14 protein-coding genes and 2 pseudogenes are annotated in these 15,476 nt (G+C 72.5%); 6 read left to right on the top strand and 10 right to left on the bottom strand.

Annotation, left to right across the window (positions count from 1 at the left end; translation table 11 throughout):
* Positions 1 to 39 precede the first annotated feature (39 nt).
* The 3 genes from QSK39_RS30890 to QSK39_RS30880 all read right to left on the bottom strand — a co-directional run bounded on the left by QSK39_RS30890 (position 40) and on the right by QSK39_RS30880 (position 2,337).
* Entirely contained in the window at positions 40 to 201 is a 162-nt protein-coding gene (locus QSK39_RS30890) for a hypothetical protein (protein ID WP_285481367.1), read from the bottom strand.
* Positions 198 to 1,472: an alpha/beta hydrolase gene (locus QSK39_RS30885; RefSeq protein ID WP_285481366.1), complete on the bottom strand. Its 1,275-nt coding sequence runs from the start codon at positions 1,470 to 1,472 to the stop codon at positions 198 to 200. The genes QSK39_RS30890 and QSK39_RS30885 overlap by 4 nt, the downstream gene beginning before the upstream one ends.
* An 88-nt stretch (positions 1,473 to 1,560) precedes the next feature.
* Complete coding sequence (locus QSK39_RS30880; protein WP_285481365.1) at positions 1,561 to 2,337, bottom strand: hypothetical protein; 777 nt, start codon at positions 2,335 to 2,337, stop codon at positions 1,561 to 1,563.
* Positions 2,338 to 2,518: 181 nt separating this feature from the next.
* On the opposite strand from QSK39_RS30880, the gene QSK39_RS30875 reads away from it, so the two are divergent.
* Positions 2,519 to 3,244 (top strand): alpha/beta fold hydrolase, encoded by a 726-nt coding sequence (locus QSK39_RS30875; RefSeq protein WP_285481364.1) that lies wholly within the window; start codon positions 2,519 to 2,521, stop codon positions 3,242 to 3,244.
* Here QSK39_RS30875 and QSK39_RS30870 read toward each other — a convergent pair.
* Positions 3,235 to 4,230 carry a glycoside hydrolase family 113 protein gene (locus QSK39_RS30870; RefSeq protein WP_285481363.1) on the bottom strand — a complete coding sequence of 332 codons (996 nt, stop codon included), beginning with the start codon at positions 4,228 to 4,230 and terminating at the stop codon, positions 3,235 to 3,237. The genes QSK39_RS30875 and QSK39_RS30870 overlap by 10 nt on opposite strands.
* A 60-nt stretch (positions 4,231 to 4,290) precedes the next feature.
* Here QSK39_RS30870 and QSK39_RS30865 point away from each other — a divergent pair, with 60 nt between their 5' ends.
* Positions 4,291 to 4,869 carry a TetR/AcrR family transcriptional regulator gene (locus QSK39_RS30865; RefSeq protein WP_285481362.1) on the top strand — a complete coding sequence of 193 codons (579 nt, stop codon included), beginning with the start codon at positions 4,291 to 4,293 and terminating at the stop codon, positions 4,867 to 4,869.
* On the opposite strand, the pseudogene QSK39_RS30860 reads toward QSK39_RS30865, so the two are convergent.
* Positions 4,845 to 5,588 (bottom strand): annotated as a pseudogene (locus QSK39_RS30860) (helix-turn-helix transcriptional regulator); the annotation flags it as partial. The gene QSK39_RS30865 and the pseudogene QSK39_RS30860 sit on opposite strands and share 25 nt — an antisense overlap.
* A gap of 117 nt (positions 5,589 to 5,705) precedes the next feature.
* Between QSK39_RS30860 and QSK39_RS30855 the strand changes: the two are divergent.
* The gene (locus tag QSK39_RS30855) at positions 5,706 to 6,779 is read left to right on the top strand and encodes an alcohol dehydrogenase catalytic domain-containing protein (RefSeq protein ID WP_285481360.1); all 1,074 of its coding nucleotides are present in this window, start codon (positions 5,706 to 5,708) and stop codon (positions 6,777 to 6,779) included.
* A 57-nt stretch (positions 6,780 to 6,836) separates the two neighbouring features.
* Here QSK39_RS30855 and QSK39_RS53110 read toward each other — a convergent pair.
* The 3 genes and pseudogenes from QSK39_RS53110 to QSK39_RS30845 all read right to left on the bottom strand — a co-directional run.
* Positions 6,837 to 6,980, bottom strand: a pseudogene (locus QSK39_RS53110) (lipase family protein); the annotation flags it as partial.
* A 15-nt stretch (positions 6,981 to 6,995) separates the two neighbouring features.
* Entirely contained in the window at positions 6,996 to 7,121 is a 126-nt protein-coding gene (locus QSK39_RS30850) for a hypothetical protein (RefSeq protein ID WP_285481359.1), read from the bottom strand.
* Positions 7,122 to 7,243: 122 nt separating this feature from the next.
* On the bottom strand, positions 7,244 to 8,806 hold the full coding sequence (locus QSK39_RS30845) for a GMC oxidoreductase (RefSeq protein WP_285481358.1): 1,563 nt from the start codon (positions 8,804 to 8,806) through the stop codon (positions 7,244 to 7,246).
* A gap of 106 nt (positions 8,807 to 8,912) precedes the next feature.
* On the opposite strand from QSK39_RS30845, the gene QSK39_RS30840 reads away from it, so the two are divergent.
* Entirely contained in the window at positions 8,913 to 9,530 is a 618-nt protein-coding gene (locus tag QSK39_RS30840; RefSeq protein ID WP_285481357.1) for a TetR/AcrR family transcriptional regulator, read from the top strand.
* Positions 9,531 to 9,851: 321 nt separating this feature from the next.
* On the opposite strand, the gene QSK39_RS30835 is transcribed toward QSK39_RS30840, so the two are convergent.
* On the bottom strand, positions 9,852 to 10,730 hold the full coding sequence (locus tag QSK39_RS30835; protein ID WP_285481356.1) for a LysR family transcriptional regulator: 879 nt from the start codon (positions 10,728 to 10,730) through the stop codon (positions 9,852 to 9,854).
* A gap of 127 nt (positions 10,731 to 10,857) precedes the next feature.
* Between QSK39_RS30835 and QSK39_RS30830 the strand changes: the two genes are divergently transcribed.
* Together QSK39_RS30830 and QSK39_RS30825 are read left to right on the top strand one after the other, a co-directional pair.
* Positions 10,858 to 11,736 (top strand): TIGR03620 family F420-dependent LLM class oxidoreductase, encoded by an 879-nt coding sequence (locus QSK39_RS30830; RefSeq protein WP_285481355.1) that lies wholly within the window; start codon positions 10,858 to 10,860, stop codon positions 11,734 to 11,736.
* A gap of 115 nt (positions 11,737 to 11,851) precedes the next feature.
* Positions 11,852 to 14,983 (top strand): family 43 glycosylhydrolase, encoded by a 3,132-nt coding sequence (locus QSK39_RS30825; protein ID WP_285481354.1) that lies wholly within the window; start codon positions 11,852 to 11,854, stop codon positions 14,981 to 14,983.
* Here QSK39_RS30825 and QSK39_RS30820 read toward each other — a convergent pair.
* Positions 14,974 to 15,459, bottom strand: a complete 486-nt coding sequence (locus QSK39_RS30820; protein ID WP_285481353.1) for a pyridoxamine 5'-phosphate oxidase family protein — start codon at positions 15,457 to 15,459, stop codon at positions 14,974 to 14,976. The genes QSK39_RS30825 and QSK39_RS30820 overlap by 10 nt on opposite strands.
* Positions 15,460 to 15,476: the final 17 nt, after the last annotated feature.

Raw genomic sequence — 15,476 nt, 5'->3', positions numbered from 1 at the left:
CCTGTCCGCTCATGCTGCCAAGCTACCGCACGGGCGGGGTCAGGTGCGGTAGTCCTCGAACGGCCGGTCGAAGCAGTCGACGACGACGTAGTGGCGGCCCGAGACGGGGCCGGTCCGGTCTACCGGGACGTACGACTCCGGTTCGATGTCGGGGGTCAGCAGCCACCGGATCTTGGCGCGGGCCGGGCCGTTCGTCGTCATGATCGCAGGGTGGCAGCCAGGAAGCCGGCCGGATCGCCGCCGGTCGTCACCGGGATGCCCGCCGTGCGCAGGTGGTCCGCCAGCTCCGCCGACTTGCGGCCGCCCTCGAGCAGGAACGGGGGTGCGCCCGTCCCCGCGTACGCCAGCGGGCTCGCCGCGCGCAGCGTTGCCGGGTCGCGGCCCAGTGCCAGCAGGATCGATGCCCGGGTGAGCGGGTCCTGGCCCGTGAAGGCGAACTCGGCAGGCGCGTCCAGGGCCGCCACCGCGCGGACCGCGCTGTCCGGCTCCCCGGCCACGCCGAGCAGCGACGCCAGCGTGCCGCCGGTGCCCGTCCCCACGGCCGCGATGCGCGCCGGGTCGACGTTCAGCGCCGTCGCGTTGGCCTTCAGGAAGCGGACCGCGCACCTCGCGTCGGCCAGGGGCGCCGGCCAGCGCGCCGCGGGTGCGAGGCGGTAGTCGATCGAGGCGACGGCGAATCCGCGCGCCGTCAGGGCGTCGCGCAGCGGTGCGAGCCGCGACCCGGCGAGCAGCGCGCCCGGGCCGGCCGGCTTGCGGTTGCCGGAGACGAGCCCGCCGCCGTGCAGGAAGAGCGCCACCGGGGCGCCCCGGGCGTCCGGACGCGGGCGCGTGAGGTCCATGAGCAGCGGGACGCCGTCCGGGCGGCAGTATTCGACCGTGCTGCCGTCGAGCAGCGTCGAAGCCGTCGTGCCGGAGACGTTGTCGCCGGCCGCGACCGTGCCCGCCGCGCCGGTCGCGAGCACCAGCAGCAGCACCGGGAACAGCACGATCCACGCCGACACGCGCCGCGCCGTCGACGGCCGCGGGTGCGCTCGCCGCCGCGCCACGACCAGGAAGCCGAAGACGGCGATGACCTGCAGCGCGGCCGCGGCGTAGTCGGTGAAGCCGACGACGGTGTCCGCCGGCTGCCAGGGATCGAACCGCCTGAGCAGCCCCAGCGGCCGGCTCGCCACCCACAGCGCGAGGCTCGCGGCCGCGACGAACGCCCCGGCCCGGGCGGTCTTGCGGGTCGGCCACCCGAGCACGGCGACGAACGCGACGAACTCGACCGCGGCGAACAGGCCGAACAACATGGCGTAGAACTGCCAGACCCGCCAGAGCGCGGCCAGCGAGGCAGCCGGGATCAGGGCGCCGCCGAGCGCGGCGAAAGCGGCCGTGACCAGCACCGGACCGCGTCGCAGCGGGGGTGGCGCGTCGTAGCGCGCGGTCGTCGACGGGTGGCGTGTGCCGTAGTACCCGTCGACGACCTTCATGGCGCCAGTGTCACCCCGGCAGCGGGTCCACCGCCACGAAACAGGCGAACCCGGCGAACGGGCGTACTCCGATCGGGGCGTGGATCGGCTACTTGCGCGCGGCCGTGTAGTTCCGGAACAGCAGGTAGGTGTCCAGGATGTCGGACGACGCGCTCTGGACCGAGCGGTAGATCCCCCACTTCGGGCGGACGTAGTCGCCCTGGTCGGGGATGTTCACGCTCGACATGCTGCCCTGCGCGGCGACCGGCGCGCCGGAACCGGTGCCGTTGCGGATGACGCACGACGCCTTGCCCTTCGAGCCCGGCGTGAAGGTCCATTCGATGGTGATCCACTTGTCCCGCAGGGGCGAGAGGTCGGTGGCCGCGATGCTCGGCGACCCCGAGTTGGCGTACGCGCGGGCGTTGAGCATCTCCTTGCTGCCACTGCGGGTCAGGTCCAACGTCACCCACGGGCCGCCGTTGGTGGACGGGGTCTTGGTCTGGAAGATGTGGGTGAACTTGCTGGTGCCGTGCAGCGTGCCCGGGATGTACATCTCGTAGGAGAGCGTCCAGGTCTCGCCGTCGTGCATCTTGAGCGCCGTGCCGCCCTGGACCATGCCCTTGGACTCGGTGCGCTGGCGGTCGCCGCCGCCGGTGGTGTCGCGGTCGTCCTTCCAGATGTTGAAGCGGTAGTGGTCGCCCTCGACCACGACGTACTTGCGGTCCGGGTGGTGGTTGCCGCGGTCGGCTTCGATGCCCTCGAAGGCCTTGAGGCCGTCGGTGGCGGGGTCGGGGTGCCACAGCGGAGCCGCTTGGGCGGGCAGCGCGGTGCACAGCATGAGCGGGACGGCGAGCACGAGGGCCATCCGGCGGGAGATTTTCGGCATCGTCGGTGTGTCCTTTCCTGACGATCAGTTCGGCAGGGGGTGCACATCGGTCGGCGGACGGACCCGGCGATTCGGGCTGGACATCCGATGTCTGGCAGGACGAAGTTAGCGCTTTCCGGGGCCGATTGGCAAGATGTCCCCCTAATTGGTCGGTGATTCATCTGATGGTTAAGCTGGCCCCATGCCGCATTTCCGGAGTCACGACGGCTGGGACCTCGCCTATCGCGAGGTCGGCGAGGGCCGGCCGCTGGTGCTGTTCCACGGCTTCACCGGCACCGGCCGCGACTGGCTCGGCCCGGCGGCTTCCCTCGCCGCCCACGGGCACCGGGTGATCCTCCCGGACCTGCGCGGCCACGGCGAGAGCGCCCGTCCCCACGACCCGGCGGCCTACCCTCCCGACGTCCTCGCCGACGACGGTCTCGCGTTGCTCGCCCACCTCGGCCTCGACGACTACGACCTCGGCGGCTATTCGTACGGCGGCCGGGTGGTCCTGCGCCTCCTGGCCCGCGGCGCCCGTCCGGGCCGCGCGGTCGTGGCGGGCCAGGGCCTGGACGCCGTGCAGCGGGCGACGCCCCGCACGAGCGGCTACCACCGCGCGCTGACGGCCCTGATCGACGGCGAGCCCGTGGAGCCCGGGTCGCCGGCGTACTGGCTCCGGCAGGCCGGCGGCGACCCGGTCGCGCTGCGGCACGTGCTCGGCACGCACGTCCCGACCGACGGCCTGGACCGGATCCCCACACCGACTTTGGTGCTCGTCGGCACCGAAGACGACGGCCACGCGACGGCGGACGCGCTGGCCGCCGCCCTGCCGGACGGCCGCTTCGAGCGGGTCCCGGGCACCCACTTCACGGCGATGTCGAGCCCGGAACTGACCGCGGCGATGGTGGCGTTCCTGGCTCAGGCGTAGCAGTCCGCCAGGGCGCCGAACGCCGCCTTCGGTTCCCAGGGCACGTCCCCGTACGTCTCCCCCGGACCGTCTTCCAGCACCTTCACCACGCCCCAGCTCGCCATGTCCAGGTCCGCCCGCGGGTCGGCCCGGTGCACCAGCCCGTAGCAAACGAACGTGCACGCGAAAGCCGCGTCGACGCCCTCCGTCGTGAAGATCTCCAGCAGCTCGCGGAAGTACCGTGCCTGCTCCTCCTCGTCGCGGACGTACTCGCCCTTCAGCCGCACCGGAATCTCGTCTTCGTACTCCACGATTTCGCCGCAGCGGGCCCCCAGATCGGCCGCACCTCGATACGGCGTCACGCCGAACTCCGTGATCGCCACCGGCTTGCCCGACGCCACCAGCGTGCGGACGCCCTCGCGGTAGATGTGCGCGACCTCCTTCGAGCGGTGCGCGTCCACCGAGATGATGTCGAACGGCTCCCAGTCCACCCGCTCCAGCGGAATCGCCGCGTACGTCACGCGGCCGCCGAACCGCTCGCGGACCGCCGCGACCGCCCGCGCCAGGAATGCGTTGACCTGCTTCGACAACCCGGAAATGAGCTCCCGGGACGCCAGCAGCCCGGCGAGCCGTTCCTCGATCCCGTCCCCCGGCAGGAAACCGTGGTTGAACAGGCTCAGCTCGGCGCCGGTCACGAACACGATCTCGGCACCCGCCTGCCGGAGCCGTTCGGCTCGCGACGCGCCGTCGGCGAGCAGCGCGAGGATCTCCTCCTGGGTGCGATCCCAGGGGAACGGCGAGAACCACACCTCCAGCCCGAGCGCGGCCGCCTCCCGGGCCGCGTGCTCGAGCCGGTCGAGGTCGGTGCCGATCAGCCGCACCGCCGTGCAGTGCAGGTCGTCGCGGATGATCGTCAGCTCGCGGCGGACCAGGTCCGGGTCGAACGGGCGGTTGAACCGCCCGTCGCGCTCCAAGCCGGTGTCGTAGCCGATGCCCTTGGCTCGCACGGTTCCTCCGGAATTTAGGGTACGGTCCGTACCGTACCCTAAAGCGGTACACTGCGGCACATGCCCGAGAAGACCCGCCGCCGCGGTGCCGAGCTGGAAGACGCGATCCTGCGCGCCGCCGCGGAGGAGCTCGCCGAGACCGGCTACCCCGGCCTCACCATGGAACGGGTCGCGCAGCGGGCCGGCACCAACAAGAACGCGATCTACCGCCGCTGGCCGAACCGCGCCGCGCTCGGCGTCGCCGCCTACCGCCACCTGGCCGAGGACACCCGCAAGCCACCCGACACCAGCGACCTCCGCGAAGACGCGCTGGCCGCGTTGCGCGCGATCAACTGCGGCCAGTCCTCCCCCGCCGCCCGGATCCTGCGCGGCCTCCTGACCGGCGTCGGTGACGAGCCGGAGCTGCGGGAGCAGTTGTACGAACAGGCCGCCGAGGGGGGCGCGAAGATCTGGCTCGAGATCGTCGAGCGGGCCGTCGCACGCGGCGAGGCGCGGCCCGGAGCCCGGCACCCGCGCGTCGCCACCGTGGCGCTCGTGCTGCTGCGCAACGAACTGCTCACGCGCGGACTGACCACAGTGGACGACGCCGTGCTCGTGGAGATCGTCGACGAGGTCTACTTGCCGCTGGTGGGCGCGTAGATCGTCAGGCGCAGCTCCGGGTCTTCGACGGCCTGGAAGGTCGCGTAGTCGAACTCCACCGGCCCCGGCCGGAACAACGTCTTCCGGCCGGGGCCGTTCCGGCCGACGTCGTGCCGGTCCCACCACGTCGCGAACTCCGGGCAGCCCGACCGCAGCCGCGCCGCCAGCCCGGTGAACGCCGGGTCGCCGGCCCACAGGTCGTGCGCGGCGCGGAACTGCGCCACCGCGTGCTCGGCCTGCGCGGCCCAGCCCGCGCCGAACAGCCGCCGGCCGCCCTCGCCGAGCAGCAGGAAGACCAGGACGTTCCGGTCCGCTTCCGGCACCGCGGCGAAGTCGGTGAAGAGCTCGGCCGCCGCGCGGTTCCAGGCCAGCACGTCCCAGCGGCGGCCCGTCACGTACGCGGGCTCGCTCAGGCCCTCGACGAGCCGGCGGGTGGCTTCGGGCACGCGCTCACGGCCGAACGGGGTCCGCGCCGGGTTCCGGGCCAGGGCCCGCAGGTGGGCGCGCTCGGCGTCGTCCAGCCGCAGGGCGCCCGCGAGCGCCTCGACCGTCGCGGACGACGGGCTGACCGTGCGGCCCTGCTCGAGCCGGACGTACCAGTCGACGCCGATGCCGGCCAGCTCGGCGACCTCTTCGCGACGCAGGCCCGGCGTCCGGCGCCGGCGGCGGTCCGGGAGCCCGAGCGCCGCCGGGCTCAGCCGCTCGCGCCGCGACCGCAGGAACTCCCCCAGCCCGGCACGGGCCGCTTCGGGCATGACGACCTCCGGGTGGCACTCGGTAGTCCCAGGATGATACCAGGCCTGGATGCCATCCCCGATCTTCCCGACGATGGGGACATGAAAGCCGCTGTCCTCGAAGAATTCGGCAAACCACTGGCCGTGCACGAAATCCCCGCGCCGACGCTCGGCACCGGCGAAGTGCTGGTCGACGTCGTCGCCGCGCCCGTGCTGCCCTACGCGGCGGAGGTGTTCCGCGGCGAGCGGAACTACCAGCTGACGCTGCCGGTCGTCCCCGGCGCCGGCGCGATCGGCCGGGTGCGCGAAACCGGCCCGGACGCGACTCGCCTGGCCCCCGGCGACTGGGTGCTGTGCGATCCGGTGATCCGTTCGCGCGACGACGCCCGCACCCCGGACATCACGCTGCAAGGGCTGAGCGGGCGGGGCGAAGGCGGTCTGTTCCTCCAGCGCCACTTCGGCCACGGCGCGTACGCCGAACAGCTCCGCATCCCGACCGAGAACGCGATCCCGCTCGGGCCGCTCGACCCGGCCGACGCCGGCCGGTGGACCGCGCTCACGCTGTGTCTCGTGCCCTACGGCGGCCTGCTCGCGGCCGAGCTGCGCCCCGGCGAGACCGTGCTGGTCAGCGGCGCCACCGGGAACTTCGGCAGCGCCGGGGTCGCGGTCGCGCTCGCCATGGGCGCGGCGTGCGTCGTGGCGCCGGGCCGGAACGAGGCGGCGCTGGACGACCTCGAGCGGCGGTTCGGCAGCCGGGTCCGCACGGTGCGGCTCACCGGCGACGGCGACACCGTCCGGCTGCGGGAAGCGGCCGGCGCGCCGATCGACGTCGTCCTCGACCTGCTGCCGCCGTCGGCGAGCACCGCGCCCGTGCGCGCCGCGGCGATGGCGGTCCGCGAGTACGGCCGGATCGTGCTGATGGGCGGGGTCGGCATGCTCGGCGGCGACGACCTCGCGCTGCCCTACCCGTGGCTCATGCGCAACAGCGTCACGGTGCGCGGCCAGTGGATGCAGCCGCGGACGGCGAACGCGAGCATGATCGCCCTCGCCCGGTCCGGGTTGCTGGACCTCGATCAGTTCACCGTGACGGAGTTCGGTCTCGACGACATCGCCGGCGCGCTCGACCACGCGGCGAGCGGCCGGCCGCGGTTCGCGCTCACGGTGGTCCGCCCGTGAGCGTCGCTCAGCAGCCGGAGCGCGCCGGCTTGCCCGCGAACCGGTCACCCCGGCCGCGCAGTACTCGCGCCGCAGCGCCTGTGCCGGCGACAGCGGGATGATCTCGTCGAGGCTGCCGTGGAACAGGAAGATCGGCGCCTTCGGCGGGCGGGTGTCCAGCTCGTTCTCCGCCAACCGGGCCTGCCACCGCGGGGTGGTCAGCGGGTTCGCCGTCGTTTAGTCGGCGATCGCGACGGCCCAGCTGCGGCTCAGCATCGCGTCGACGAACAGCGGCTTTTCGTAGTCGGGCCGGAACTTCGACGGCGCGCAGCGGTCGCCGATGCCGCGGGTGCCGCCGGCCACCGAGACGATCGGACGGGGTCCGGCGCCGGTCCACGGCGCAGTCGGCACCAGCCGTCGGGGCCGCGCGGTGGAGCAGGACTGTCCACAAGCGACGCATGAGAACTCCCCCTCGAGTCCGGACCTCAGAAAACCGTGCCGACGTCTTCGGCGATCAGGTGGTCCAAGGCCCGCTCCGCGACGGCGGCGATGGTCATCGACGGGTTGCAGGCCGCCGTCGTCCCGGGCATCAGGGCGCCGTCGAGCACGTAGAGGCCGCGGTGGCCGAGCACGCGACCCTCGAGGTCGCACACCGACCCCATCGCGGCGCCGCCGAGCGGGTGCCACGTGCTGGGCGCCACGGCGGTCGTGTCGAGCAGCACGCCGAGCGGGCCCGCGATGCGGGAGATGCGTTCGTGGATGCGGGCGCTGAGCTTCGCGTCGGCGTTCGAAGGCCAATGCAGGATGGCGTCGTCCTTCGCGGCGTCGTAGACGAACCGGCCGCGGCCGGCGCTGACGCCGTACCCGACGAGCATCGTGGTCCGCAGGTCCGGCAGCGGCGGCAGCGACGCCTGGATGACGGTGTTGGCCGTCGCGGGGTCGTCCCATTCCTTGCTGCCGTAGACGACCGGGCCGCCCTGCGGTGCGCCGAAGTCGTCGGCGAGGTTCGTCCAGGTGTAGATGCGGTCGCCGTTGGTGCCCCAGCCGGCGCCGAGCGCGTCGGGCAGATCGGGGATGTCGCCCTTCGCGCCCGCGCGCATCAGCAGCCGCGTGGTGTTCGCCGTGCCGGCCGCCATGACCAGCGCGTTCGCGGTGAGGATCTGCTTCTCCAGCACGGTTCCCGAGGTGTCGATGCGGTCGACGCGGATCTCCCAGCGGCCGTCGGCTGCGAGCGCGACGTCGGTGACGTGGTGGAGGGTCGCGACGGTGCAGCGGCCGGTGGCTTCGGCGGCCGCGAGGTAGGTGACGTCGACCGAGTGCTTGCCGCCGTTGTTGACCCCGAGCGCGCAGTCGCCGTTGGTGTAGGACGGTTTCAGCTCGCCGTCGAGCTCGCGCAGGGCGTAGTCCCAGTCGATCGGCATCGGGATCTTCTCGACGGCGTAGCCCGCGTCGCGCGCGTTGCGGGCGAAGATCCGCGAGGCCCGGTACGGCTTGCTCTCGACGAGAGCGTCCGGCGCGGTGGCGATGCCGAGCATGGCGGCGACGCGCGGGTAGTACTCGGCGTCCAGCCGCGCGTAGTCGAGCTGCTCGGGGAAGCAGGCGTGGAAGAGCTCGGCCGTCGGCTGCAGCGTCATGCCCTGGTAGACCAGCGAGCCGCCGCCGACGCCGGCCGCGCACATCATGCTCATGCCCTGGCCGGTGACCTGTTCGAGCAGGCCGGTGTAGCGCTCGAACGGCGGCAGCGACGGCAGGCCGGGCAGCGAGGGCGCCGAGCCGAGCCAGAAGATCCGCTTGTCGGGTGCCGACGTCGGGTGCGGGAACGTCTCGGCGTCCGGCCCGGTCGGCCAGCGGCGGCCGCGTTCGAGCACCAGCACCGGTACGCCGGCCTGCGCGAGCCGCAGCGCCGTGACCCCGCCGCCGAACCCCGAGCCGATGACCACGACCCGGTGCTCCTCCCGCGTGATCCGCACGCGGCCCGCGCCGAGGGCCGCGACGCCCGCCACGGCGGCCGCGCCTTGCAGGACAGTGCGGCGGTTCAGGCTGCGCATGCGCGGCTCCTTCGACGTCGGCGGTGACCGACGGTGAATCTACGAATCCGAACCGAGAGATGGAACGGATTGCCGGTCTCACTACTCGCGAGTAATGTCCTCGGCCATGCGCGCTGTGCGACCGTCCGCGGCCGTGCCCCGGCGCGTCGACGCCCGCCGCAACCGCGAGGCGATCCTGCGCGCGGCCGACGAAGCCTTCAGCGAAGAAGCCGACGTGGTGCTGGACGAGGTGGCCCGCCGCGCCGGCCTCGGCCGGGCGACGGTCTACCGGCACTTCCCCGACCGCACGGCGCTCGCGCTCGCCGTCGCGACCCACCACCTGGCGGCGTTCAAGAACCGGGTGCGGGGCAAGGAGTCCTTCCGCGAGCTGCTGCGGGCGGTGCTGGCGATGCAGGCCCGGCGGCGCCCGCTCGTCCGGCTGTTCCGCGAGCTGCCGGAGCGCAGCCAGCGGCAGTACACCCACGCCCTGGTTTCCTTGCTGCGCCCGGCTTTCGAGCAGGCTCAGCGCGAAGGCAGCGTGCGCGCGGACCTCGAGCCCGCGGATCTGGGGCTGCTCTTCGAGATGCACGAGGCGGCGCTCGTGTCCGGGCTGACGCCCCGGGAACCGGTGGAACCGGCGGAGCGCCTGGTGCGGGTGTTCCTCGACGGCCTCGCTTGCTCCGAACGCGTGAACGCGCTTTCCCGGACCGAAGATCCGCAGGTCGGGCGCCGGAAAAGTGATTGACCGCCGGAACGCCTGGGTACTTCCGGAGCACGGCACCGGCGCCCGGATCCAGGTCTTCTCCGCACCGGGCCGCACCTTCCGCCCGTGACCGGGTCCACCCCCGGCACGGCACCGTCACGCACCTTCGCCCGTCCACCGGAGAACGCCATGACCAACGACTCAGGAGCCTGGCACGCCAAACTGCAGCGCGAACAGGAAGCGATCCAGCGCAAGCGGGCCCAGCAGGCCTCGCGAACGCCGGCCGGGACGTCCGCCACGCCCCGCTGACCCGACTGTCCACAAAGGATGCCGCGGTGCCCGCTCGAGGCTCCGCGGCATCTGTCATTCCGGCCGGGTCAGCAGGGCCTCCGCGCATTTGCGGAACGCCGCGACGAGCCGGTTGCGCTCGCCCGCCCGCGTCGCCACCGCCACCTGGGCCGGCTCGACGTCCGCCAGCGGGACGGTCGTCAGGTCCGGGCGGAAGCCGGTGACGTTCCCCGGTGGCGCCGGGATGATCGCCACCGCCTGCCCGCTCGCCACGAGCTCGATCTTGTCTTCGATCGCGTCGATGAGCGGGCCACCGGGCGCCGGGCGGCCGTCCGGACGCGGGTCGACGCGCCAGAACGCGTCCCACTCCGGGTCGAGGGCGCGGGGCAGCGGCTCGTCGGCGATGTCGTCGAGCGTCACGGATTCCTTGCCCGCCAACCGGTGGTCGCTCGGCAGCAGGAGCACGCGGGGCTCGTCGTAGAGGACCGTGACGTGCAGTCCCGCCGCCCGCAGCGGCAGCCGGACGACCGCCACGTCGGCGCGGTGCTCCAGCAGCGCCGCGCGGGCGTCGTCCCAGGCGAGGTGCTGGGTGCGTACCTCGGCGCCGGGGTGGCGGCGGCGCAGGTCGCGCACGGCCGGGGTGACGATCAGGTTCCCGGTGTAGCCGACGGTGATCCGGCTGGGCCGCGCGACCGCCCGCGCGTGGGCTGTCGCGTTCGCGGCCTTCTGCAGCAGATCCGCGGCGAGCGGGAGGAACGCCTCACCGGCCTCGGTGAGCCGCGTGCCCTGCGGGGTGCGGTCCAGCAGGCGCGCACCGACCTGCTGCTCCAGCCGCACGATCTGGCGGCTCAGCGACGACTGCGTGAGGTGCAGTTCGGCGGCGGCACGCCCGAAGTGCCGGTGCTCCGCGACGACGGTGAAGCCGCGCACCAGCTGCAGATCGAGGTCGGCCATGGTCTCAGCTTAGCGCCATGAACTGCGGTGATGCACGAATCGCATCGCGTCTCGCGAAACAATCATTGGACCCGGCGTGCCCCGCGCGGCCACGGTGGAAGGACCACACCGTCTGAGAGGGAGTTCCATGGCGACCTTGGGGCCCGTCGGCGTCTACCTGCCGATTTCGTTCACCCGCACGCCCCCGGCCGAGAGCCAGCGCGAGGCGGTGCGACGGCTGGAGCGCGCCGGGTACCGGACCGTCTGGACCAACGAGGTCGTCGGCGGCAAGGACGCACTCGTCCAGCTGGCCGTGCTGCTGGCCGCGAGCGAGCGGCTGACGTTCGGCACCGGCATCGCGAACATCTGGGCCCGCGAACCGCAGACCCTGCACGCCGCGGCGGCGTTCCTCGCCGACGCCTACCCGGACCGGCTGGCGCTCGGCATCGGCGTCGGCTACCCGCAGCAGGCCGAGGCCGCCGGCCGGGACTTCGGCAGCCCGCTGGCCACGCTGCGCGACTACGTCGGGCGGATGGACGCGGAGACCTGGCCGCCGGCACCGGCGGCGAAGTACCCGCGGATCCTCGGCGCGAACGGCCCGAAGATGCTCGCCCTCGCAGGCGAGATCGCGGACGGCGCGTACCCGGCCAACCTGCCGCCGGCCTTCACCGCCGAGGCCCGGTCGGTGCTCGGCCCGGACAAGCTGCTGGTCGTCGGCCTGGCCGTGGTCCCCGATTCCGACGCCGACCGCGCGAAGGCGGCGGCGATCGAGAAGGTCTCGACGACGGTGAACCTCCCGACGTTCTCGAACGCTTTGCGCCGCTTGGGTTTCGCCCTGGACGATCTCGCCGGGATCGCGGACGCGGTCGTGGCCCACGGCGGCCCGGACGCCATCGCGGCCAAGGTCCGCGAACACCTCGCCGCGGGCGCGGACCACGTCCTGCTCATGCCCCCGACGACGGACGACTTCGCCGCCGACGTCGCGGTACTGGAACGGCTCGCGCCGGTGCTCGACGGCCTCGGCTGACCGGCGCCGGTCTCTTGACCAGCGGACACGCCGGCCTCTATGGTCAGCGTGCCCCGCTTGATGTTAACGCTAACATCACATCTGGTCCCCGACGCGCCCCGAAGGATCGACAACGATGAAGTTGTTCTCCCCGCGCCGTTTCGGCGTCGTGGCGGCCGTCGTGGCCGCACTCGTCCCCCTGGGCACCGCCGGTGCCGGCGCCGCTCCCCCACCCGGCACCACGCGCGCCGCCGCGAGTGCCCTGTCCGTGCCCGGCATCGACGACGTCCGCGGCAACCTCACGCTCCCGACGGCGGGCGCGGGCGGCACGAGCGTGGCCTGGACGTCGTCCGCTCCCGCCGTCATCACCCCGACCGGGGAAGTCACCCGCCCGGCGACCGGCGCCCAGCCCGCGAACGTCGTCCTGACCGCGAAGGTCAGCCTCGGCCGCGAAAGCACCACGCGCCGGTTCACCGCCACCGTCGTCCCGAAACCGGTCCAGGAACCCTTGGCGGGCTACAGCTTCTTCTACTTCACCGGCGAAGGCACATCCGACGGCGAGCAGATCTACTCGGCGTTGAGCAAGGGCAACGACCCGCTGAACTGGACCGAGCTGAACCACGGGCGGCCGGTGCTCAAGTCGAGCCTCGGCGAGCTGGGCGTGCGCGACCCGTTCATCCTGCGCTCGCCCGACGGCGACAAGTTCTACCTGCTGGCCACCGACCTGCGGATCTACGCCGGGCGCGGCTGGGACGCCGCCCAGCGCTCCGGCAGCCGGTCGATCATGGTCTGGGAGTCCACCGACCTGGCGCACTGGTCGCGCCAGCGCAGCGTCCAGGTGTCCCCGCCGACCGCGGGTAACACGTGGGCCCCGGAAGCCTCCTGGGACGCCCAGCGCGGGACCTACGTCGTCTACTGGGCCTCGAAGCTGTACGCGGAGAACGATCCGAACCACACCGGCGACAGCTACAACCGGATGATGTCCGCGACCACGCGCGACTTCGTCACCTTCAGCGCGCCGCAGGTGTGGAACGACCCGGGTTATTCGGTGATCGACTCGACGATCATCAAGAACCAGGACACCTACTACCGCTTCACGAAGGACGAACGCAACAACACGTCCTCCACGCCGTGCAGCAAGTTCATCACCGAGGAGAAGTCCGCCGACCTGCTCGACCCGCACTACGGCTTCGTCGCCGACTGCATCGGCAAGGCGACGGCGACCGGTCCCGGTCTCTCCGCCGGCGAAGGCCCGACCGGGTTCAAGTCCAACACCGAGGACAAGTGGTACCTGTTCATCGACGAGTTCGGCGGCCGCGGCTACGTCCCGTTCGAGTCCACCGACCTGAACTCGGGCCAGTGGACCATGTCCACCGGCGCGCACCTGCCCGCGTCACCGCGGCACGGCACCGTCCTGCCGGTCACGCAGGCGGAAATGGCCCGGCTGAGCGCTCCCCCGGCGCCTGTGCGGGCCGACGCGAACGGCCTCGTCGCGCACTGGCCGCTGGACGCGAAGTCGGGGCCGGTCGCGGCCGACACCACCGGTCACGGCTACGACGGTGCCCTCGCCGGCGACGTCTCCTGGGCCGGTGGCTCGCTGGACTTCGGCGGTACGAACGGGCACGTCCAGCTGCCGGACAACCTGCTGACCGGCGCCGCGGCGGCGACCGTGTCCGCTGACGTCCTGGTCGACCCGGCCCAGCAGACGCCGTACTTCCTGTGGGGCTTCGGCAATACCGCGCCTTCGGGAGCGGGCGACGGCTACCTGTTCACCACCGGCGGCACCGCGAGCGGCGGCCTGCGCGGCGCGATCGCGACCGGGAACTGGACGACCGAGCAGCAGGTGGCCTCGAGTGGCGGGCTGCCCCGCGGGGTCTGGAAGAACCTGACGCTGACCGTCGGCGACGGGGTGGCGGTGCTGTACCTCGACGGCGTAGAGGTCGGACGCAACGCGAACACGACGATCAAGCCGTCGGACCTCGGCGGCGGCGTCACGGCGGCCAACTACCTCGGCCGTTCGCTGTACGCGAGCGACAAGTACTTCCACGGCAAGATGAAGGACGTCCGGCTCTACAACCGGGCGCTCACGGGGCTCCAAGTGGCCACGCTGCCGTCGAACAGCACGACGATCCGGTCGGTCGAGCTGCCTTCGCTGAAGACACCGGCCGTCATCGACTACGGCGCGTCGACCGTCGTGCTCCCTGTGAAGCCGGGGACCGACCTGCGCCGGCTGTCGCCGGAGTTCTGGCTCGCGCCGGGAGCCACGATCAAGCCGGACACGCGCACGGTGGACCTGAGCCGGCCGCGGCGGTTCACGGTCACCGGCGCCGGCGGCGACCGTCGCGTGTGGACGGTCGAAGCGCACGAGACGCGCAGCCCGGTCCTGCCGGGCTACCAGGCCGACCCGAACATCGTCGCGTTCGGTGACACGTACTACCTGTACCCGACCACGGACGGCTTCGACGGCTGGAGCGGCACGAAGTTCTCGGCGTGGTCGTCGAAGAACCTCGTGGACTGGACGGACCGGGGTGTCATCCTCGACCTCGGGCCGGACGTGAGCTGGGCGGACAAGAACGCCTGGGCACCGACGATCGCGCAGCGCAACGGGAAGTACTACTTCTACTTCTGCGCGGAGGCCAAGATCGGCGTGGCGGTGAGCGACTCGCCGACCGGCCCGTTCACCGACTCGGGCAAGCCGCTGATCGCGACGAACCCGGACGGCGGCCAGGCGATCGACCCGGCGGTGTTCGTCGACCACACCGGGCAGCCGTACCTGTACTGGGGCAACGGCAACGCCTACGTCGTCCCGCTGAACGAGGACATGGTCTCGTTCGACCCGGCGAAGATCACCCGCCTGACCGGGCTGGACGGCTTCCGCGAAGGCCTGTTCATGGCGGAACGGACGGGCACGTACTACCTGAGCTGGTCGATCGACGACACCCGCAGCGAGGACTACCGCGTCGGCTACGCGACCGCGCCGTCGCCGACCGGGCCGTTCACGAACCACGGCCTGATCTTGAGCAAGGACGCCCACCTGGGCGTCCTCGGCACCGGCCACAGCTCGATGCTGCAGGTCCCGGGCACGGACGACTGGTACCTCGCCTACCACCGCTTCGGCATCCCGGGCGGCGACGGCACCCACCGCGAGACGACGATCGACCGGCTGACCTTCCGCCGCGACGGCACGATCCTCCCGGTGACGCCGACGCTGGAGAGCGTGCGGCCGGAGCCGGTCCCCCAGTGCCGGGGAAAGGTCCGCTACAGCTGAACCCGGTGGTCCCGGGCTTCGCCGTGGAGGTCGCACGGCTGCCCGGGATCCCGGGGGCACAGGACCCACCGCTCCGCCGCGACCATCGCGTACATCCGGTAGGGCGACGCCCCGGACACGTCCTCGAGCGTCACCTCCGAAGCGCCGTCGCCGTCACCCCGGGGATAGCTCGCCAAGGCGCGGTCAAGAGCCTCGCCCGACAGCTCCCGCGCCTCGCCCACCGCGTACACGGCCCGCCCGTGGTACGGCGCGACCGTGGAGTCGAAGACGACCAGGCTCACCCGCGGGCGCGCGGCGAGGTTGCGCGAGTGGCGGGCACCGGACTCCGAGACCCACACGAACGTGTGATCGTCTTCCGGGGCGAAGTAGACCGGGCACGTCCAGGGCGCGCCGTCCGCGTCGGTCGTGCTCAGGGTGAGGTAGGCGTTCTCCGAGATCAGGGCGCGGGCGTGGGCCGCGAGGTCGTCGTCTGTCATCAGGCTCACAATTCTGT

It is taken from the genome of Amycolatopsis sp. NBRC 101858, from assembly GCF_030269325.1.
Lineage (GTDB): Bacteria > Actinomycetota > Actinomycetes > Mycobacteriales > Pseudonocardiaceae > Amycolatopsis > Amycolatopsis ponsaeliensis.
Note: the sequence above shows the minus strand (reverse complement) of the source record. Positions and strands in the feature narration are given on the sequence as shown.